The 20,875-nt window shown below is 33.5% G+C and carries 19 protein-coding genes, 1 pseudogene and 1 riboswitch; of the genes and pseudogenes, 9 read left to right on the plus strand and 11 right to left on the minus strand.

The features are described from left to right. Window positions 1-279: 279 nt before the first annotated feature. A riboswitch (TPP riboswitch) is annotated at window positions 280-391 on the plus strand. Window positions 392-453: 62 nt separating this feature from the next. From CD041_RS08595 to uptA, 6 genes are all read left to right on the plus strand, one after another. Further along, window positions 454-1,044, plus strand: a complete 591-nt coding sequence (locus CD041_RS08595; protein WP_070648214.1) for a thiamine phosphate synthase — start codon at window positions 454-456, stop codon at window positions 1,042-1,044. Next, window positions 1,037-2,152: a glycine oxidase ThiO gene (gene thiO, locus CD041_RS08600; protein WP_070648213.1), complete on the plus strand. Its 1,116-nt coding sequence runs from the start codon at window positions 1,037-1,039 to the stop codon at window positions 2,150-2,152. Before CD041_RS08595 ends, thiO begins: the two co-directional genes overlap by 8 nt. Continuing rightward, the gene (thiS, locus tag CD041_RS08605) at window positions 2,136-2,336 is read left to right on the plus strand and encodes a sulfur carrier protein ThiS (RefSeq protein ID WP_002460415.1); all 201 of its coding nucleotides are present in this window, start codon (window positions 2,136-2,138) and stop codon (window positions 2,334-2,336) included. The genes thiO and thiS overlap by 17 nt, the downstream gene beginning before the upstream one ends. A 1-nt stretch (window position 2,337) precedes the next feature. Continuing rightward, window positions 2,338-3,105, plus strand: a complete 768-nt coding sequence (locus CD041_RS08610) for a thiazole synthase (protein WP_002478638.1) — start codon at window positions 2,338-2,340, stop codon at window positions 3,103-3,105. Then, window positions 3,105-4,103: a ThiF family adenylyltransferase gene (locus CD041_RS08615; RefSeq protein ID WP_070648212.1), complete on the plus strand. Its 999-nt coding sequence runs from the start codon at window positions 3,105-3,107 to the stop codon at window positions 4,101-4,103. The genes CD041_RS08610 and CD041_RS08615 overlap by 1 nt, the downstream gene beginning before the upstream one ends. A gap of 141 nt (window positions 4,104-4,244) precedes the next feature. Next, entirely contained in the window at window positions 4,245-4,859 is a 615-nt protein-coding gene (gene uptA, locus CD041_RS08620; protein ID WP_070648211.1) for an undecaprenyl phosphate transporter UptA, read from the plus strand. A gap of 240 nt (window positions 4,860-5,099) precedes the next feature. On the opposite strand, the gene CD041_RS08625 is transcribed toward uptA, so the two are convergent. Both CD041_RS08625 and CD041_RS08630 read right to left on the minus strand, forming a co-directional pair. Beyond that, complete coding sequence (locus tag CD041_RS08625) at window positions 5,100-6,173, minus strand: alkene reductase (RefSeq protein WP_070648210.1); 1,074 nt, start codon at window positions 6,171-6,173, stop codon at window positions 5,100-5,102. Between the two features lie 13 nt (window positions 6,174-6,186). Beyond that, on the minus strand, window positions 6,187-6,573 hold the full coding sequence (locus CD041_RS08630) for a DoxX family membrane protein (protein ID WP_080606507.1): 387 nt from the start codon (window positions 6,571-6,573) through the stop codon (window positions 6,187-6,189). 132 nt (window positions 6,574-6,705) lie between these two features. On the opposite strand from CD041_RS08630, the gene CD041_RS08635 reads away from it, so the two are divergent. Together CD041_RS08635 and CD041_RS08640 are read left to right on the plus strand one after the other, a co-directional pair. Beyond that, the gene (locus CD041_RS08635) at window positions 6,706-7,059 is read left to right on the plus strand and encodes a winged helix-turn-helix transcriptional regulator (protein WP_070648208.1); all 354 of its coding nucleotides are present in this window, start codon (window positions 6,706-6,708) and stop codon (window positions 7,057-7,059) included. Window positions 7,060-7,178: 119 nt separating this feature from the next. After that, window positions 7,179-9,143 (plus strand): fructose-1,6-bisphosphatase, encoded by a 1,965-nt coding sequence (locus CD041_RS08640; RefSeq protein WP_070648207.1) that lies wholly within the window; start codon window positions 7,179-7,181, stop codon window positions 9,141-9,143. 58 nt (window positions 9,144-9,201) lie between these two features. Here the strand turns inward: CD041_RS08640 and CD041_RS08645 are convergent, their stop codons facing one another. Then, window positions 9,202-10,989: a cation:proton antiporter gene (locus tag CD041_RS08645; RefSeq protein WP_002478635.1), complete on the minus strand. Its 1,788-nt coding sequence runs from the start codon at window positions 10,987-10,989 to the stop codon at window positions 9,202-9,204. Window positions 10,990-11,289: 300 nt separating this feature from the next. Between CD041_RS08645 and CD041_RS08650 the strand changes: the two genes are divergently transcribed. Further along, window positions 11,290-12,354, plus strand: coding sequence for a YkvI family membrane protein (locus CD041_RS08650; protein ID WP_002478634.1), 1,065 nt, complete (start codon window positions 11,290-11,292; stop codon window positions 12,352-12,354). Between the two features lie 53 nt (window positions 12,355-12,407). On the opposite strand, the gene mhqD is transcribed toward CD041_RS08650, so the two are convergent. From mhqD to CD041_RS08690, 8 genes and pseudogenes are all read right to left on the minus strand, one after another. Continuing rightward, window positions 12,408-13,001 carry a methylhydroquinone degradation carboxylesterase MhqD gene (mhqD, locus tag CD041_RS08655; protein WP_062078103.1) on the minus strand — a complete coding sequence of 198 codons (594 nt, stop codon included), beginning with the start codon at window positions 12,999-13,001 and terminating at the stop codon, window positions 12,408-12,410. Window positions 13,002-13,020: 19 nt separating this feature from the next. Then, the gene (locus CD041_RS08660) at window positions 13,021-13,926 is read right to left on the minus strand and encodes a ring-cleaving dioxygenase (protein ID WP_070648206.1); all 906 of its coding nucleotides are present in this window, start codon (window positions 13,924-13,926) and stop codon (window positions 13,021-13,023) included. Between the two features lie 11 nt (window positions 13,927-13,937). Continuing rightward, window positions 13,938-14,906 (minus strand): ring-cleaving dioxygenase MhqE, encoded by a 969-nt coding sequence (gene mhqE, locus CD041_RS08665; protein ID WP_002492571.1) that lies wholly within the window; start codon window positions 14,904-14,906, stop codon window positions 13,938-13,940. A gap of 67 nt (window positions 14,907-14,973) precedes the next feature. After that, on the minus strand, window positions 14,974-15,408 hold the full coding sequence (gene mhqR / locus CD041_RS08670; protein WP_062078109.1) for a MarR family transcriptional regulator MhqR: 435 nt from the start codon (window positions 15,406-15,408) through the stop codon (window positions 14,974-14,976). 211 nt (window positions 15,409-15,619) lie between these two features. Next, window positions 15,620-16,514: pseudogene (locus tag CD041_RS08675) on the minus strand (hypothetical protein). Window positions 16,515-16,725: 211 nt separating this feature from the next. Continuing rightward, window positions 16,726-18,813 carry a hypothetical protein gene (locus CD041_RS08680; protein ID WP_225306493.1) on the minus strand — a complete coding sequence of 696 codons (2,088 nt, stop codon included), beginning with the start codon at window positions 18,811-18,813 and terminating at the stop codon, window positions 16,726-16,728. Window positions 18,814-18,908: 95 nt separating this feature from the next. Continuing rightward, window positions 18,909-19,862, minus strand: coding sequence for a hypothetical protein (locus CD041_RS08685; protein ID WP_170121703.1), 954 nt, complete (start codon window positions 19,860-19,862; stop codon window positions 18,909-18,911). A gap of 229 nt (window positions 19,863-20,091) precedes the next feature. Then, a partial coding sequence (locus tag CD041_RS08690) for a DUF1672 family protein (protein ID WP_258027218.1) occupies window positions 20,092-20,875 on the minus strand: 784 nt, incomplete at its 5' end.

Below are 20,875 nucleotides of genomic sequence, written 5' to 3' on the forward strand. Positions count from 1 at the left end.
CCATAAAATCAGTGTCTCACCGAATTTTAACTAATTATTTAAATTTAATTTCTATAAACTTTAATGCATAAAACCAACAAATATACATCGAATTATTTGCAATAATTTGAATTACCTATTAAAACAATTAATATTTGTTATTTTGCCTTTATTCATGCACATTTAAGCATATATCTTTTATCAAAAACGTATCTCTATAAATTAAAAACAGTATTAAAATTTGAATTCAGCCATATTCTTTTGTAGAATGTAGTTAAATTAAACGCTAATAATCATATAATCATCCACTGGAAGTGCCTTTTATCTTAAGGCTGAGAGTAAAGAAGAGACTTTATAATTCCTGGAACCTGATCCAGACAGTACTGGCGTAGGGAAGTGGCGAAGGATATAAAGTAACGATACTATACGCTATTCCCTACTTGGGTTTAGCGTTTTTTTAATTTAAATGAGGTGATGTTCATTTTCATTGCGATAACAGAATATAAATTTTTAGACAACAACGATTTGCAGCACTTTCTTACTATCGAGCAGGACATAGATTTTTTACTTTTTAGAACTTCTATGTCTCAGAAGGAATTACAGCACTTTATTCAACAGTTAATTTATCAGGGATTTCCAAAATCTAAGATGATGATACACAGTGATGTCAAGCTGTTAAATACATTGGGATTACAGAATATTCACTTCCGAGAAAATGATGCACAAGCATTTCATCTTAAGTCTAAATATCCTGACATACACGTATCTATGTCTACACATCATTTATCTTCGGTAATCCGGGCTTATGAAGCGGAACTTGACGCGGTCTTTTTTGGGCATATTTTTCCTACACCTTCAAAACCCAATTTACCGCCACGTTCTCAAGTTGAAATCGATTCGGTATTAGAAGTTCCCATCCCTGTATATGCAATTGGTGGTATAACAACGGATACTATCCGCAAACTATCTCCAAACTTTGCTGGAATATGTGCAATTTCTTTCTTTATGAAATCATCCGCTTCAGTTATTCATCAATTTCGAAAGGAGTGGCATCATCATGCATGATGTACTAATTATTGGTTCAGGTGTCATCGGCATGTCCATTGCACGTTCTTTAAGTGAAAGCCATTTGGATATTGCGATTGTTGATAGAGATGTTCCTGGCAAACATGCTTCTTATAAGGCAGGTGGAATGTTAGGCGCTCAAAATGAATTCACTTATGACAGCGCTCTATTTCGTCTCGCGCTTGAATCGCGAGCTATGTTTCCTGATTTAGCCGCAGACTTATTTCAAGAAACAGGTATCGACATTCAGTTTCAAAATTCTGGGTTAATTAAAGTAGCTAGCAGCAAAGATGATGTTAATCACTTAATGGCTCAGTATGAATTTTTAAATGCACATGATTCAAGTGTCACTAAATTAAGCGATAACGCTTTAAAGCAACTTTCACATGGCACAATCAATCCTAGTCCATTATCAATTTATATCCCAAAAGACGGACAAATTAATGCACATCATTACACACAAGCCTTATTAAAATCGATTTTAAAGCGTGATATTCATCGATACTATGAAACAGAAGTTACCAATATACGTAAAGATAATGGCTTTTATCAAGTTATGACAACAACCGGTACATTATATGCGCAAAAAGTAATTGTCGCAGGAGGTGCATGGTCATCAGAATTACTTGAACATTATCATTTGCCACGTAAAGTTATCGGGGTAAAAGGTGAAGTTATTTTAGTCGAACATAATGACTTGAAACTTACCGAAACCGTTTTTATGACAAATGGTTGCTATATTGTACCTAAGAAACCTAACCGTTTCTTAATTGGTGCAACCAGCGACTTTGATAATTATTCTGTCGGCAATACCGATGATGGAATACATTGGTTACTTGAAAAGTCAAGCGAACGCATTCCAGCATTAGCGCACAGTAAAATCATTAAACAATGGTCTGGTGTGCGACCATACACTGAACAAGAACTACCGATTATGGATCGCATTGATGATGGTCTATTTGCCATTACTGGTCACTACCGTAACGGTATTTTATTGTCACCTGTTATTGGCAGAGATATTGCAAATTGGTTGTTATCTGGTATCAAACCAGATATTTATAACACATTTTCAGCGACTAGGAGGGAAACATATGAAGTGCATGATTAATGGTGACCCTTTCACATTTGACAAGGAACAGTCCATTCAAGATGTGTTACTTGCATTAGAATTAGATCCGAAACGTGTCATCGTTGAATATAATGACACTTTAATTAAACAAGATGACTACCACAGTCACACGGTAAGACAAGACGATAAATTAGAATTACTAGAATTTGTTGGAGGCGGATAATATGTTTAAAATTGGCTCATTAGAATTAAAATCACGTTTATTATTAGGCACAGGTAAATTTGACAATGAAGACATTCAAACCAAAGCGATTGAAGCGTCAGAAACAAATGTCTTAACTTTTGCGGTAAGACGCATGAACTTATATGACAAAAATTTACCAAACCCACTTGCAAATATTAATCTCAAAGATTTTATTACATTCCCAAATACAGCTGGAGCAAAAACAGCGAAAGAAGCGATTCGTATTGCTGAAATTGCTAATCATGCCGGTGTATGTGACATGATTAAAGTTGAAGTGATTGGTGATGATGAAACACTCTTACCCGATCCATTTGAAACGTATGAAGCTTGTAAAGTATTGTTAGAAAAAGGCTATATCGTTTGCCCTTATATTTCTAATGATGTCGTCCTAGCAAAACGATTGGAAGAACTAGGTGTTCATGCGGTAATGCCGCTTGCTTCACCTATTGGTACAGGCCGAGGTATTAATAATCAGCTTAACTTAAGTTATATCATTAAAAATTCCAATGTTCCTGTAATTGTTGATGCCGGCATTGGATCACCAAAAGATGCATGTCATGCTATGGAATTAGGGGCTGATGGTATCTTACTCAATACAGCTGTGTCAGGGGCAAAAGACCCTGTAAAAATGGCAGAAGCAATGAAATTAGGTATCCAAGCAGGTCGCTTATCTTATGAGGCAGGACGTATTCCAGTTAAATATACTGCACAAGCATCTAGCCCAACTGAAGGACTCGGTTTCTTATAATGTCTCGTTATGAGCGACAAATACGTTTTGCCCCTTTTGGCGAACATGGACAAACTGCACTATCGCACGCGCAAATTTTAATTATGGGTGCTGGTGCGCTAGGCAGTCATGTTGCTGCACAACTAGCTCGTATGGGGGCACGAAATTTATATATTGTTGACATGGATATCATTGAAACATCTAATTTGCATCGTCAATCACTCTATACTGAAGAAGACGCAGATAATATGCTACCTAAAGTAGAGGCTATCAAACAACATATTCAACACATTAATAGTGAGGTTAATGTAACGACCTTCTATCAAGAAGTCGAGTCCTCAACGATAGAAGCATTATTGACAAGCGTGCAACCAGACATTGTGATTGACGGTATGGATCATTTTAAAATTCGTTATTTAATAAATGAAGTATGCCATAAATATCAAATTCCTTGGGTTTATGGTGCTGCGGTTGGCAGTAAAGGAACGGTGTATGGCATAGATTTTAAAGGTCCTTGTTTAAAATGCTTGCTACAATATATTCCTGAGACGGGTGAAAGTTGTGCAATAAATGGTGTTCTTCCACCTATCATTTCACAAGTCGCAAGTTATGAAGTGATGGAAGCCGTTCGATACCTCATTGGTGTAGGCTTTTCAAAACAATTAATTACACTCGATGTATTCAACGTCTCATATAAGGCTATGAACGTCGATGTATTACAAGATGATAACTGTCAAGTATGTGTGCAAGGCTATTATGAGATATTGGAAACCAAACAACAAACACATATCGAAAATTTATGTGGAAAAACATATTTATTTCGTTTCCAAACACACGCCTTTGACTATGCACATCATTTCCCAGGACATATCATTAAAGAAACACCTTTCGCTAAGATGATACACTATCAAAATTACCGCATGACACTGTTTCAAGATGGTCGTATGAACGTCTATGGCGTCACAAACAATGAAGAAGCGCAACAGTTATACCATCAGTTCTTAAAAGCATTAAAATGAGTTAATAACTTCAAAACTATAGCTAAATAAATGATAAAGCAAGCAATTCATAGTAAATTTGATTATAATGAATTTACTATGAATTTTTTGTTTGATATAACTAAAGTGGATTGTTAAATCTTAAAGGAGTTTACTGTCTTTATGGAACAAATCATTACTGATTTTATAAATCAATGGGGCTATACTGCCATTTTTATTTTAATTTTGTTAGAAAATGTCTTACCCGTCGTACCATCTGAAATTATTTTAACCTTTGCTGGATTAATGTCAGTTAAATCAGGTCTGTCCATTCCCGTCTTATTTCTCATATCTACTATCGCCTCATTTATCGGCTTATTAATCTTGTATTATATCTGTCGTCTCATCAACGAGGAAAGTATTTATCGCTTTGTAGATAAACATGGTAAATGGTTTAAATTGAAAGGGAAAGATGTCAAACGCGCCAATGACTGGTTCAAACGTTATGGTGCATGGGCCGTATTTTTATGCCGCTTCATTCCAGTATTACGTGTATTGATTACTATTCCTGCTGGTATTAATAAAATGAATGTCATTAAATTTGTCATTCTCTCTTTATTAGGTACTACAATTTGGAATTTTGCTTTAATTTTACTCGGTCGTTTATTAAGTGGTAGCTTTGATGCTTTAATGGCTGGATTACATACATACTCTTACATTATGTATGTCATCATCATCCTTGCTGTACTTTACTTATTATATGTGATTTTCATTAAAAATAGAAAACGTGTCAAATAACATAATGAAGAGCCTGAGGCATAAAAAAGCTCCCTTCAAAGTTTTCATTTTTTCAATGTCTACTTGAAGGGAGCATATCAAATAAATGTCTCAGGCTCTTATAGCATATAGGCAGTAGTTAACTGAATTGCAAAAGTGCTTTTATCAAGCTATTTCAATTCTAGACAACCTTGCCGGGCTGGATGATGAAATATATTTTTAAGAAAATATTATTCTGTCCTGCCATCTGTTTTATTTTAATTATTGTTCTTCATAATAAGGATAATCTGTATACCCTTCTGCGCCCCCGCCATACATTGTACTAGGGTCTGCCTCATTCAATGGATATCCATGTTTCAAGCGAGTGACAATATCTGGATTAGCGAGTGCCCATTGTCCTATTGGTGCCATATCTGCTAAGTCACTGTCTATATCTCTTGATACTTCGTTTCTTGGTCTACCAAATCGGTTGACTAATAATTTACCTTGCCATGTTTGTCTTATTTTCTTCAACATTGTTTCATCACCAAAATGCATTACATGCACATAAGCTAAGTTAAGTTGATTTAATTCTTCCATTAATCGAACATAAGTAGGATGAATCACTTCCTCTGGTTGCCCTTCATCAATACCATTTAATGTCACACCTGGAGATACTCGAAGTCCTACTTTTTCAGGTCCAATTTCATCTGCGACAGCACGAGTAACTTCTACCGCAAAGCGTATACGATTCTCAATGTTACCTCCGTATTGATCCTCACGATGATTAGCGTTCTCACTGATAAATTGTTGAATAAGATAACCATTTGCACCATGTAGCTCTACCCCATCAGCTCCAGCTTCGATAGCAGCACGAGCAGCATCACGGTGTTCTTGTATAATATCTTGAATTTCATTAGCACTTAATGCTCTTGGTTGAGGAATGGCTTTTCTACCATTGGCTGTATGCATCTCAGCATCAGGAGTAATGGCAGAGGGTGCAACAGCTTGACGATGATGTGGCGTATTATCAGGATGACTCATACGTCCTACATGCATAAGTTGAATAAAGACATAGCCACCTTTGTCGTGTACTGCTTGCGTCACTTTCTTCCATCCCTCAATGTGTTCAGGTCGATAGATTCCTGGTGAATGAATATATCCTTGACCATCATCAGAAGGTTGTGTACCTTCTGTTATAATTAGTCCTAAATCTGCACGTTGACTATAATATTCAGCCGCTAAGTCATTAGGCACGCCATTATCATACGATCTACTTCTAGTCATTGGTGACATCGCTAATCGATGGTTTAATTTCATATTTCCAATTTGGATAGGTTCCCATAATTTTGTCATTTTTAACACTCTCCTATTTTTTTCTTAAAATTAATCTATAGACAGGTAAACGATGTACCATTAAATAGACATTCATCGCTAATATAAGATACGCCGGTAAGCCTTCAGCTGGTGCCAAGAATAAATGAAACATAACCATGTTAATAGCTACAGGCATAAAAATAATTAAAGCTACATAACTGTATCGGTTCGTCACAATACATAGACCACACACTATCTTGACAATAGCTAAAAATGGATAGAAATAGCCTGTATCATACATTGCTTGCATAAAGTGATTAGCCGGTTGACTTTGATACATATCTGTTGGAATTAAACCAAATAACATTGCTAAACCTGACCCAATGATTAATATTCCAAATATAATTCGAATACTCTTTTCGAGTTTCGAATGACTCACGATAATCCCTCCCTCTTAAATATTGAATGTGTAATGTTATAATAGTTCTAAGTTGAACAACTGAGAAGTAGGCACTTTAAATAAACAGGGTTACTTATAAGTAACTTTCTTTTACAACAAGGAGTTGAGCTAATGTTTAAAATTGGAGATACGAAAGATATAGAAGAATGTGAAGGCATGGATCAACCAATGGAAATATTAGTTGGTAAATGGAAACCTATTATATTATTCTATTTACTAAATTATGGTACGTTAAGGTTTAGTGATTTACAGAAATTAGAACCTAGGATTACGAAAAAGATGCTTACACAAGAATTACGTTATCTAGAGGCAAATGATATTGTACATCGAGAAGTTTATCCAGAAGTTCCGCCAAAAGTTGAATACTCTATGACAGAATATGGTAAAAGCCTCAAACCTGTTCTTGAAGTAATGATAGGTTGGGGTAAAACGCATTTAAAACATATGGAAAATAAAAATAGTTAAGTTTAATAAGCATCACCATTGAAAAAGTGATGCTTTTTAAAGATAATTTATGTAAGCGATTTAATCATTGATATAGAAGTATTATTTCGATTTAAACTATATACAGGAGTGACGCAATTATGACACCGAATACACTAAGTGAACTTAAGCAAAAGTATTTAGATTTACTTTCCCATCATTACGATAGCCCAGAAAAATTAGCAACTGAGATTATTAATTTAGAGTCTATTTTAGAATTACCAAAAGGCACGGAACACTTTGTCAGTGATTTACACGGTGAATATGATTCGTTCCAACATGTATTGCGCAATGGTTCAGGCAACGTACGCGCGAAAATAAATGATATCTTTAAAGATAAATTAACCACTAAAGAAATTAATGATTTAGCTGCCCTTGTTTATTATCCCGAAGAAAAGTTAAAGCTAATTAAAAATGAATTTAATTCTAGAGGACAACTCAATCTGTGGTATATCACTACGATTGAACGCCTAATTGAACTTATTACATACTGTTCTTCTAAATATACACGTTCAAAATTGCGGAAAGCTTTACCGACGCAATATGTCTACATTGTTGAAGAACTATTGTACAAAAGCAATGAATTTAATAACAAAAAATCTTATTATGAAACACTCGTGAACCAAATTATTGAACTTGAACAATCAGATGATTTAATTATCGGTTTATCTTATACAATTCAACGATTAGTCGTGAACCATCTCCATGTTGTTGGTGACATTTATGACCGTGGACCTCAACCAGATAAAATTATGGATACACTTATCGATTATCATTCTGTCGATATCCAATGGGGTAATCATGACGTATTATGGATTGGTGCCTATGCCGGTTCAAAGGTGTGTTTAGCCAACTTACTTCGCATTTGCGCGCGTTATGATAACTTAGATATTATCGAAGATGCATATGGCATTAATTTACGACCGTTACTCACTCTTGCGGAAGCCTATTATGACGGGAACAATCCTGCTTTCAAGCCTAAAAAACGGCCGGATAAAAAAGCTGCTTTAACGAAACTAGAAGAAGATCAAATAACAAAAATACATCAAGCGATTGCCATAATCCAATTCAAATTAGAAATGCCTATTATTAAACGACGTCCAAACTTTGAAATGGAAGAGCGTCTCGTGCTTGAAAAAACAGATTATGACAACAACAAGATTACTGTGTATGGTAAGACCTACCCATTAACAAATACGTGCTTTACTACTGTGGATCCACAAAATCCTGGTCAATTGTTACCTGAAGAAGAAGATGTTATTAATAAGCTGTTATTGTCATTCCAACAATCAGAAAAATTAAAACGTCATATGTCATTTTTAATGCAAAAAGGTACATTATATCTTCCTTATAACGGTAATTTACTCATCCATGGCTGTATTCCTGTTGATGAAAATGGAGAAATGGAAGCTTTTGAAATTGAAGGTGTGAAACATCAAGGACGTGATTTACTAGATGTATTTGAAACGCATGTACGTGAAGCATTTGACCATAAGGATATTACAGACGACTTATCTACTGACCTAGTGTGGTATTTATGGACTGGTAAATATAGTTCATTATTTGGTAAACGTGCCATGACAACATTTGAACGTTATTTTATTGAAGATAAGGTCTCACATAAAGAAGAAAAGAACCCTTATTATCACCTACGTGAAGATGTAGACATGATTCGTAAAATGTTAAAAGACTTTGGTCTGAATCCTGATGAAGGACGTATTATCAATGGGCATACACCTGTTAAAGAAATTGATGGAGAAGACCCAATTAAAGCTGATGGTAAAATGCTTGTAATTGATGGTGGTTTCTCAAAAGCCTATCAAAAAACTACAGGTATTGCTGGCTATACATTATTATACAATTCATTCGGTATGCAGCTTGTTGCTCACCAAGAATTTAATACGAAAGATAAAGTACTATCTGATGGGGCTGATGAACTATCTGTACGTCGAGTCGTAGATGAAGAGCTACAACGCAAAAAAATACGTGATACCAATGATGGTTACCATATTCAAGAACAAATCGATATTCTCAAGACATTAATGCATGATCGCTATCTTAATTAGCTGACACATTTTTTCAATAAAAACGCGCATCTTTTTCTATTGATGCGCGTTTGTTATTTTAAACATTATATACATTTTTAAGCACGCCATAAATACCGTCTTCATAATGTGGCATCTTTTTAGTACTATGATTAAACCTAACAACCTGATTGTCATCAATATGATAAATAATCATATCAGATGAATGATCATAATCAAATTGTGCAGCTGGAACATCGATAATATTTTGATTAACAATGCAGTTGTCAAACCATTTCGGACTATGATTTTCATCAAATAAAATATGATGTCGTAAAGGGCCATTCAAGTTATTTCGAGCTTGTTCATCAGTAAAGGATACAGGCATCATATCCACATTAGTTAAGCCAAATTCAGGTACCAATTCATTAAAAGCCAGACTATTAAAAATAAATGACTTAGTCATCAGTAAACATTTATTATAGCGAATTAAATCGGCATAGATGCGGTCATTGCTTGACAACAAGTTACCTTCAAACACTTCAAAGCCTAATTGTTGAGCTTCTTCTGTCGTATTGGTAAATAAGTTGAAGACCATAACGGGAATATGATGTTCACGCAATTTTGATCCTAAATGAAACGAAAAGGCACTTTCCCCAACGATGATGACACCAGGTGGTTCTGTACTAGCTAATCCAAGTCCTTTACTAAGCGGTGTAAAGCTAAAGCCATAAATCACGACAGTAATAAAGACTAAACCAAACGTTACGGGCGTGATGTAAGATGCCATTTTTACACCATTATCCATAAATAAAGCCCCAAAAAATTGTGCCACGGTTAATACCACGATTCCTCTAGGTGCCATCATTGCGACTAAGGCACGCTCTTTTTTCGTTATCTCAGTGCCTATAGTTGAAAGCAGAACGGATATAGGGCGAACAAGAACAATCATTACTAATGCAAACAGAACTAATTGCCATGACAATATATTGACTAAAATATCTGATGTTAAAGATGATGTGATAAGTATAAATACAGTTGACACCAGAATAGATGATAAATTTTCAATAAAATGATCTGATTCTTTAAAAATTAAATCATGTCGTTTTTGACGCGCCATCATCAAACCAAAAATAGTAACAGCCAGCAAACCTGATTCAGGTAGTATTTGATCACATATACTAAAAACTAATAAAATAAAGACTAGTTGAATTGACGGCATAAGGCCTTGTGAAATAAAGTCTAATTTAATTAGCCAATTGAACAAGAATGATGCACCAAATCCAATCGCAATCGTACCAATAATCTGACAGCCGAATATAAGTATCACATGCAAACCAAAACCTTCATCAATAATTTGATAAATATAAAAGGCACTTAACGCTAATATGGGGCCAATGGGATCAAGAATAATACTTTCCCAACGTAAAATAGAATCGACATTTTTTCGTACTTTCGCTTGCTTGAGCAGTGGTTGAATGACAGTTGGTCCCGTGATTAAAAACAATCCAGCAACAACGATAGCAACGGCTATAGGGAAATGTAAAATCATATGTAATGCTATAGCACCTAATACCCAAGCAATCGCAGCACCTACAGTGATGATACGTAATATAGCTTTAGAAATACCTTTCAATTCACGAAAGTCTAGGTTACTGCTCCCTTCAAACAAAATAATCGCAACCGCTAATGAAACAATAGGACTAAAAATGTCAGAACCAAGCGTTTCTTTAGGATTTGCTAAACCCAATATCGGACCAACTAATAAACCTACAATCGACATGACGACGATTGACGGCCATTTAATACGATTGGCAAGCCATTGACTAAATATTCCTAGTGTTAAAAACAACACGATGACTAACATAATTGGCAGATTAAACGACATAGTGCCCCCCCTTTTACGATATACTTTCTTATGAATCATGCTATATATTAGCAAATTTTAATGCTAAATGCATTAAGACTGTCTAACCCATTCTTGATTAAACTTAAGATGTATTTATACCATACACGTTATAGGGGAAATATCGCTATTTGTATATTCCAAAAATACAACTTTACTCTTGAGACAAACTTCCCATTTCTTTTTTTCTCAAAATAGTCTAATATATATAGATATTGCTTTATATAATAAATTTAATTTTAAATGTATATATATACTATTTGGTTAGAAAGGATGACATACATGAGTTCATTTAGAGAATCAATGATGGTCGCCTTTGCTTTTGTAGGTGTCGTTGTTGGTGCAGGGTTTGCCACTGGTCAAGAAATTTTTCAATTCTTTACGATTCATGGGAGTGGCAGTATTCCTGGTCTGATTATTACAGGAGCAATGATTACTGTTGGTGGTATCTTCGTTCTTAATACAGGATATCGTCTCAGAGCGTACAATCATTCACAAGCAATTCGTTACTATTTACACCCAACAATCGCCCAATTTTTTGATATTGTTTTAACATTATTTTTACTTTCTTTAGCTATTATTATGACGGCTGGCGGTGCCTCTACAATACATGAAAGCTTTAAATTACCATATTGGATTAGCTCGCTCTTATTAGTGCTATTAATCTTAGCTACACTATTTTTAAAATTCGAACGTCTTATTACTGTTTTAGGCATGGTCACTCCTTTCCTAATCATTGTAGTAACAATTATTGCTGTTTATTACTTTATAACTGGACATCTCGATTTTTCAATTGTGGATTCAGACAATAACAAACTTCAAACACATTCGCCTGGTTGGTGGTTTGATGGCTTAAACTATGCAAGTTTACAAATTGCAGCTGCTTTTAGCTTTTTATCTGTGATGGGTGGTCGTCTCCAATATAAATCTTCGACGCTTTGGGGCGGATTATGCGGAGGGCTAATTGTAACTTTTTTAATACTAATGATTAATCTTGGATTATTAACGAAATACACGGAAATCAAAGGTGTTGCCTTACCTTCACTTTTACTTGCTCAACATATATCTCCTATTTTGGGGACGATTATGTCTGTGATTATGGTGTTAGTGATTTATAACACTGTTGTCGGCTTAATGTATGCCTTTGCTGCACGTTTTAGTGAACCATTTACTACTAAATACTATGTCATGATTATCATCATGGCGATAGCAACGTACATTTGCACATTTATTGGCTTTATTTCTTTAATCGGAAAAGTCTTCCCTATTATGGGATTATTCGGCTTCATTCTACTTATTCCAATTATATTTAAAGGTTTTAAACGCTTAAAAACACTTAAAAGTTAAATTAAAAAGTTCCTAAAGCGTTTTGACTCCCTTTAGGAACTTTAATTTTTAAGTTATTTAGCTAAAAGTTCTTGCCCTTTTTCTAGTCCTTCTTGAGTTATTTCATGACTATTTACCCAAACTTCTGTAATCGTAGCACCATTCTGTTTAAATAGATTAATCACTTTTCGACTTTGTTCTAATGGTACTATCGGATCATTTTGTCCCATAGATAATAGGACTTGAACGTTACTCATATCTCTAGTTAACGTCACATCAACTGGATATAGTGGTGCGTATAGCAATGCTTTTTTAAATGGCGCTTCTGGACGTAACATTAAATTAATAGCTATATTAGAACCATTTGAGAACCCTACTAATACCGCTTTATCTAAATCAAAATGATATTGCTTTGCCGCTTCATGAATAAAATCTAATAAACGCTGTCCACGATAATTAAGATCGGCTTCATCATAAACACCTTCAGCCAGACGTTTAAAATAACGATTCATTCCATTTTCATTCACTTCACCACGAATACCTAGCAAATTATAATCAGAATTCAAAGCCGTTCCGAATGGAATTAAATCGGCTTCATCACCACCTGTGCCATGTAATAATATTAACGTTGGTGCATCTTCTTGACCTTTTCTAAAAATATGTTCCATTTCTATCCCCACTTTCTCACTATGAATTTAATTTTAATGGTGTTAAGGCTGCTTCAATTTCATGACGACGCGATTCATAGAACGGCGGCAATTGAAGTGCTGTACCTAATTCATCGATATCTTCATCAACCGTAAACCCTGGTCCTACAGTAGCAAATTCAAAGATTATATGCCCAGGTTCTTTAGAGTAAATTGCATGAAAGTAAAAACGTTCTTTCACATCTGTAACGTTAAACCCTTTATTCACCATATATTTACGCCACTCTAGTTGCGATTCATTATTAGGCACGGCCCAAGCAATATGATGAAAGATACCTGTACCCCAGCGCACACGTTGTGGATTGACAAAATTTTTGACAATAACTTGATGATGAATGTCTCCTACAGTTTGAAATTGAACATTGTCGCTCGTAGTTTGAACATGTTCCAAACCTAAGTCATTGTGTAATAATTGTCGAGTGGCTTCTGGATTAGCAGAAAGCATAGTGACACCATGAAACCCAATAATGTCATTTGTTTTCATTTCTTCATCACTTTCAACCATTGCTAACGTTAAACCATGTATATCTTCAAATTCTAACGTAGGTTGATTAAATGATTGCGTTTGACGTGTTTTGACTCCGTGTGCATTTAAGTGCATTTCCCAACTTGTCATACTATCTTTAGGAATTCTAAATGCTAAACGACCAATCTGTCCTGAACCAATACGTCCTGTATATTGATTTGGCCAGTTAAAGAAAGTTAACACCATATCTGAATTTACTTTCTCGTTTGAAAAATATAAGTGATACGTATCGATATCTTCAAAATTAACTGTTTGCTTAATTAATTTTAAGTTTAAAATATTTGTGTAAAAATCATAAGTCTCTTGTGCATTTCCAACAATTGCAGAAATATGATGAATGCGTTGAATCGATTCCATCATGTTCGCCCTCCTTATTTATAGCTTTTACCCGTTGTGTCAAATGGTCTTACTTGTGTTTCAATATAATCTCTTTGTTCTTCTAAAAAAGGTGGTAATGATAATTTCTCGCCTAACGTTTCATATGGCTCATCACCCATAAATCCAGGTCCATCTGTTGAAATTTCAAGTAATATGTGGCCGAGACGTGCATAAAGTGCTTCGAAATAGAAGCGATCGACTAATCCAGAGTTTGGAATGCGTGCTTCTGAGTATTTTTTAATCCATTGTTCAATCGCTTCATGATCTTTAACTCTAAATGATACGTGGTGAACTTCACCATATCCTTGAAAGGCATTCGGACTTTTAGAATCTCTTCTTAAAATGACTTGTCCCCCATTACCACCTTCACCAACTTCTAATAGTACAACATCATCTTCGCTAACAACGACTTTCATGCCATATATATCTTCTAATAACTTTTTAAAATCATCGAAGTAACTTACTGTAATTTCAATTGGGCCTAAGCCATAGATTGCTTTGTCTTCTGGCACTGGTCCATTTTTCCATGGTTTACCAGGTGCTACGCCAGTATTACCTTCATCAGATACTAATTGATAATCTTGACCATCTTCTTCTTGAAATGGTAATACCTTTTTACCAAATAATGTTTGGATTCCTTCATGTTCAACACCATATTCGTCAAAACGTTTTAAATAATACTCTAATGCATCATCATTAGGTACGCGAAATGATGGTTTTGTTATTGAATTTGTGCCTTTACGGCCTTTTGGAATACCAGGAAAATCAAAAAATGTCATATCCGTTCCTGCAGAACCAACATCGTCAGCAAAGAAAGTGTGATATGTTTGAATATCATCTTGGTTAACTGTCTTTTTAACGAGTCTCATACCTAGAATTTCAGTAAAAAATTTATAATTGCGTGCTGCATCATCTGTAATTGCAGTAACATGGTGAATACCTAATAATTGATTGTTTGTCATAAATAATGCCTCCTCTATTTTATTTCGATTTCGAGATAATTTTAAATTGAAAGAAAAGTGCACATTTTTACACGTCGGCATTTTGTGCACTTAGCTTTTTGAATGTTTGTTGTAATGTCACTAATTCTTCATCTGATAACACTGAAAATGCGTGTTCTAATGTTATCGCATGTTGCGGGAATATGTCCGCCATAAATTGTTGACCTTTTTCAGTTAACGTTGCATTGTATATGCGCTTATCTCTTAAATCCTTCTCTCGTAATAGCCACCCTTTCTCCTCAAGCTGACTCACTACATACGAAATACTGCTACTAGCAATCAGTACTCTATCCCTAATACGTTGAATGGGTTGAGGACCTTTGTTATAAAGTAACTCTAGTACAGCAAATTCTGTAATATTAAGTCCATAATTTTTCACATCTCGTTGAACAATTTTTTCCAAAGTATCTAAAGTTCGATTTAGACCGACAAAAGCTTTTAATGATTGTCGCGTGCGATCCACATCCTCACCACCCTTCAATTTATTTCGATTTCGAGATAAATTATACACGCTAATATTTTTATAGTCAATACTTTTGTTTTATGCGATATAACTTCGATGCTGAATTTGGTTGCTTCTCTAATTTTCTAAGTCATGCATTGCTTATTAATTTGTAGCAACTGAAAGATTTTAAAAATTAAGCTATTCATACGTATTCTCAATCATATCTTTGTTAATTCTTTTCGTTTTTATATTTATCCCAGTTGCCCCCATCCATAGATATATCATTTGTTTGTCTTTTTAATTTGCCATCTTCACCTAATTTACTTGGAGATACACCATCTTTATAAAAATACATCATCTTGGTTCCGGGTAATTTTTTTCATTGTGTCATTCGTTGGGATTTGTAAATTCCATGAGTATCTATTAACATTATCCGCAGTTTTTTTATTATAGTACGCAATAAAATCATATTCCATTCCTTTTTTAATGTAGGGATATTTACCGATTAAATTCTGCATTTGCTGATTAAATTCTGCTCCTTTTAACTTCATAACTGGTTTGAATTCTTTTTTGAATATATTTAAATCATCAATACTATCAGTATTAACATTTAAGTACTGCTTGGTAACGCCATTAAATTCTTGCTTTTTCTCAAGTTGCTCGTTCATGGCATAGTAACCATTTTTTTCAACTTCACTCTTGAATTTTAACCGTGCCTGTTCAATGTCATATTCATAGTATTTATACATCATTGCTGCAACTGCGGCAGATGTTTCATTGACATGTCCGGGAGTAAACGTTGTGATAACTAACTTGCCATTGGATTCCACAAAAAGTAACTCTAATTGAAATGGCACATCATGTTTAACTGTACCAACTACTGCTAGACCGTCAGATTGATTTTTCTCTCCAAATCCATATGAATTTGTATAAGAATCAACTAAATTGATTTTGCAGTCAAGACCAAATACTTCTTTCACATATTTTTTGTATTTTTTCTCGGCTTCTGCTTTATATTTTTTTAAAAAGATCTTATTACGTTCTTTATGTTCACCAATATATTTGCCATCATAATCTTTGACGCTTACTATTTTCAGTATATCTTTCGTTTGATCTTTGTCCATAGAAGCACACCCTCCTAAAATAAGCGAGGCACATAATACTTGTATTAACTGCTCTTTTCATATGTTAAACGCTCCCTCTATCTGGCACATTCTAATGTTATTTTAAATAATTGCAAAATTATAAATAGTTTGAATATTAAGAATATTTATCAGCGATTTTTAGCTATAGTTTTATATTTAAAAGAAATATTTGGCTTGATAGAAAATTTAATTAATGTGCCGTTTTGTCAAGCTGTTCTTTTAATCTAGAAATATTTTGAGTTAGAGATTTTGTACTGTTTTTAAGTGCATCTACTGACTTACCTTTATTTTGAGCTAATGCAGTTAATATAGCTTGAAGTTCAGTTTCAAGCATCTCAGCATTACCCTCAGCACTTGAACTTAATATTTTAATATCTTCCAATAAAGATTTTGATAATACCATATTTATGAAAAATTCTCTCATTTCAAAACCAATAAACTCCACTGTTAGAAATTTACTAATTATTAAACTAAAATTATTTACCTCTTTAATTAAATAATTCAATACGGATTGAAAGCTTGAAAGGTCATCAGCCACTGAATTAGCAAATGGAATCTTTGATGCAATCCATTCAATCTTATCAATGAACGTTGATAACAACGAGCCAAATGCACAAAGAGCTGCAATAATTTTCATAAACACTTCTACAATAGGCAGTATGTAAAAAGTGATTGCTGTTAATAGATTTACAATAGCTGATTCAACAGTATTTTCGACAATTTCTAAATCAGTCGGTAAATATTTAGACTCTTCAAGTGAAAAAGCTGGTTGCTTTGTAGCATTTTTGTTTATCTCAACTTGATTAACCATAACATTATCGTCTAAATTTGACATTTGTTGTAAAATATCATCTATCCCTTTTCCAAAATTCATTATTTGATTTTTTACTATTTGGATATTGGGAATAACAATATTCAAATGCGCTAATATTTCTTCTCTAACACCGTCCATATAGCCATTAACTGGGTTTACAAACATTTTAACAATACTGTTATTTACAATATTTAACAGGCCTTCAATAAGTTTTTCACCATATGTAATAAAGTCTGATACCTTAGATTTAACATCATCAATGAAGTCAATAATTGAATTAATAATATAATCAGCACCTATAAAATCTAAAATATTATCTTCATTTTTTAGTTTAGTCAGACTATATTTTAACTCATCTGCTTTACGATTAATTTTAAATTTAATCACGTCAGATACTATATGTATTGTACTTTCTAACTCATTAAATTTAGTAATTTCTTTAAAGAAGACTTTAGTTTCGTCGACAAATTGTTCAAATTTACGGTGTTCATCTTCAACAGATTGTTTGATATCTTCCATCTTAGCATCAATTTGTTTAATATAATCTGTTAACCTTGTATGGACATAGCTACTTAGTTCTGCTAAATGCCCTTTATCTAATTTTATTTGCGTGACACCTGCAGCAACTGCATCACCACTCCAGATAAATATTGGTGTATGTTCATCCATATCCGCATAAATTTTCAAGCCATTACGGCTAATATATACTTCTTTATTGACAATATTATCTTGATCAAATTTGTTTAGTTTTTTTATCTCTTCAAAATTATAACCTGTATGAGATGGCGTTAAAGCGCCAAAAGTTGTAACTCCATTATCTATATATATATGTTTACCAACAATCGTATCATACATAAATGCACCTTTAATAATCATCGTTAAAATATCACTTTTACTATGATAGTTATGAATATTATTGGCATTCTTACGCGCAAGTTTAGCGATACTCATTGGTAAAGGGGCTGTATTTGTGGTAACTACCCCAACATTTGGGTCCAATATTCCAATATACTGTGCCTCAGCACCTGCCAGAGAATTACCACCAACTTTTTGGATTGATTTTCCTTTATATTTAACAGGAAATTCGTTATACTTCGCTTTGAATTGCTCTGTACTCATCGTATTTGCATCTGCATATTTTTGTTTTAAACCGAAGTAAACTTCTCGAGCTTCTTTCAACTGAGCAGGTATATTATTACCAGCAAGTTGTAAATCTGTTTTCACGTCTTGCATATCGCTAAAGTCTGTTCCATCAAAAGCAATTACTATATCACCAGTCGGAATTCTATGATTATAGCGTTCATACACTTTATATCCAAGTCCTGTACTTGTCCGATTCACCTTATTTATAACTTTATAACTTTTGTTATTAACTTTAATTTTATCATCAACTGTAATTTCATCATTATAGTTCCATCCGCTACTTAATTCAATAACATCTAAATCTGTTACATGTTTTTTCACTTTCAATAACTATAACCTCCATTCATTTAATTCATTGACTCAATGAATGGCTTGTGCAATACACCCATTCTCTCGAATTATCAAACTTATTTTTGTTATTTTTTTTCTTTTTTAATTCTATCCCATTCCCCTCCAATCATGGATATTTCTTTTGTTTGTCTTTTTAATTTGCCATCTCCACCTAATTCACTTGGAGACACACCATCTTTATAAAAATACATTGCTTTTAATCCGGGTAATTTTTTCATTGTGTCATTCGTTGGCATTTGTAAATCCCACGAATATTTATTAACGTTATCCACAGTTTTTTTATTATAGTACGCAATAAAATTAAACTCAGTTTGCTTTTTAATTTCAGGGTATTTTATTATTAAAGAATCAAACTGTTGATTAAATACGTCACCTTCCATTTTCATTAATGGCTTGAAATTTTGCTTAAACTCATCTAATCCTTCTATTCCAGGTGTTTTAACATTTAAGTACTGTTTGGTAACACCATTAAATTCTTGTTTTTTTTCAAGTTGCTCGTTCATGGCATAGTAACCATTTTTTTCAACCTCACTCTTGAATTTTAACCGTGCTTGTTCAATGTCATATTCATAGCGTTTATACATTATTGCTGCAACTGCGGCAGATGTTTCGTTTTCATGTCCGGGAGTAAACGTCGTAATAACTATCTTTCCATTGGATTCAGCAAAAATTAATCTTAGTTGAAATGGCACATCATATTTAACTGTACCAACTACTACTAAACCATCAGATTGATTTTTCTCTCCAAATCCATATGAATTTGTGTAAGCTTTAACTAAATTGATTTTACAGTCAAGACCAAATACTTCTTTCACATATTTTTTGTATTTTTTCTCGGCTTCTGCTTTATATTTTTTTAAAAAGATCTTATTACGTTCTTTATGTTCACCAATATATTTGCCATCATAATCTTTGACGCTTACTGTTTTCGGTATATCTTTCGTTTGATCTTTGTCCATAGAAGCACAACCTCCTAAAATAAGTGATGCACATAATACTGTACTTATTAGTTTTCTCATATATTTAGCAATCCCCTATTCTGCGTGTATTGTTTGATATGTATATAAATGGTTTAATTTTCTTTTTTAATATATATTTATTTTATTAAAAAGGGTTGATGATAGCAATTGAAATTTTGTCATTATAGTTCCATCCGCTACTTAATTCAATAACATCTAAATATGTTACATATTTTTTCACTTTCAATAACTATGATGTCCATTCATTCGTACCTCAACTATTTCTTTGTCAATTCTTTTCTTTTTTAATTCTATCCCATTCCCCTCCAATCATGGATATATCTTTTGTTTGTCTTTTTAATTTGCCATCTCCACCTAATTCACTTGGAGATACACCATCTTTATAGAAGTACATCATCTTTGTTCCTGGTATTTTTTTCATCGTGTCATTCGTTGGTATTTGTAAATTCCATGAATATTTATTTACATCATCTTTTGCTTTCTTATTGTAAAAAGCAATAAATTCAGTTCTCATTTCATCCATCAATTGTGGATACTTTCGACTTAAGATATCTATACGTGTATAAAAAGATTTGTCTTTAACATTAAGTAAAGGTTTGAAATCTTTTTTGAAATCATTAAGTCCTATAGAAGTATTTGTTGAAAAATTTAAATAAGGTCTTGTGACGCCTCTAAATTCTTGTTGCTTCATTAGTTTGTTATTCATTGCATAATAACCCTGCTTTTCTACTTCTTCTTTGAATTTCATACGTGCATTTTCAATATCATTTTCATAGCGTTTAAACATAAGTGCACTGATGGCAGCTTTTAACTCATTAGATTGATCAGCAGTGATTGTACTATATCCTAAGTGACCTTTAGATTCTTCAAAGTTTAAATTAAAATTAAATGGAATGTCATAGTCTACTGTCCCCATTACAGTTAATCCCTCAAAAGGTTTCCCTCCGGTAGACGTAGTGTATGAATACACTTTAATAATTTTTACATCTTTATTAAAAACTTCTTTCACATATTTTTTGTATTTTTTCTCGGCTTCTGCTTTATATTTTTTT

It is taken from the genome of Staphylococcus lugdunensis (genome assembly GCF_002901705.1).
In the GTDB taxonomy this organism is placed as follows: domain Bacteria; phylum Bacillota; class Bacilli; order Staphylococcales; family Staphylococcaceae; genus Staphylococcus; species Staphylococcus lugdunensis.

Coding starts and splice junctions, on each gene's coding strand:
- CD041_RS08595 (WP_070648214.1), top strand. CDS start 454: ATGTTCATTTTCATTGCGATAACAGAATATAAATTTTTAGACAACAAC.
- thiO (WP_070648213.1), top strand. CDS start 1,037: ATGCATGATGTACTAATTATTGGTTCAGGTGTCATCGGCATGTCCATT.
- thiS (WP_002460415.1), top strand. CDS start 2,136: ATGAAGTGCATGATTAATGGTGACCCTTTCACATTTGACAAGGAACAG.
- CD041_RS08610 (WP_002478638.1), top strand. CDS start 2,338: ATGTTTAAAATTGGCTCATTAGAATTAAAATCACGTTTATTATTAGGC.
- CD041_RS08615 (WP_070648212.1), top strand. CDS start 3,105: ATGTCTCGTTATGAGCGACAAATACGTTTTGCCCCTTTTGGCGAACAT.
- uptA (WP_070648211.1), top strand. CDS start 4,245: ATGGAACAAATCATTACTGATTTTATAAATCAATGGGGCTATACTGCC.
- CD041_RS08625 (WP_070648210.1), bottom strand. CDS start 6,173: ATGACAAAATTATGGGAACCTATCCAAATTGGAAATATGAAATTAAAC.
- CD041_RS08635 (WP_070648208.1), top strand. CDS start 6,706: ATGTTTAAAATTGGAGATACGAAAGATATAGAAGAATGTGAAGGCATG.
- CD041_RS08640 (WP_070648207.1), top strand. CDS start 7,179: ATGACACCGAATACACTAAGTGAACTTAAGCAAAAGTATTTAGATTTA.
- CD041_RS08645 (WP_002478635.1), bottom strand. CDS start 10,989: ATGTCGTTTAATCTGCCAATTATGTTAGTCATCGTGTTGTTTTTAACA.
- CD041_RS08650 (WP_002478634.1), top strand. CDS start 11,290: ATGAGTTCATTTAGAGAATCAATGATGGTCGCCTTTGCTTTTGTAGGT.
- mhqD (WP_062078103.1), bottom strand. CDS start 13,001: ATGGAACATATTTTTAGAAAAGGTCAAGAAGATGCACCAACGTTAATA.
- CD041_RS08660 (WP_070648206.1), bottom strand. CDS start 13,926: ATGATGGAATCGATTCAACGCATTCATCATATTTCTGCAATTGTTGGA.
- mhqE (WP_002492571.1), bottom strand. CDS start 14,906: ATGACAAACAATCAATTATTAGGTATTCACCATGTTACTGCAATTACA.
- CD041_RS08685 (WP_170121703.1), bottom strand. CDS start 19,862: ATGAGAAAACTAATAAGTACAGTATTATGTGCATCACTTATTTTAGGA.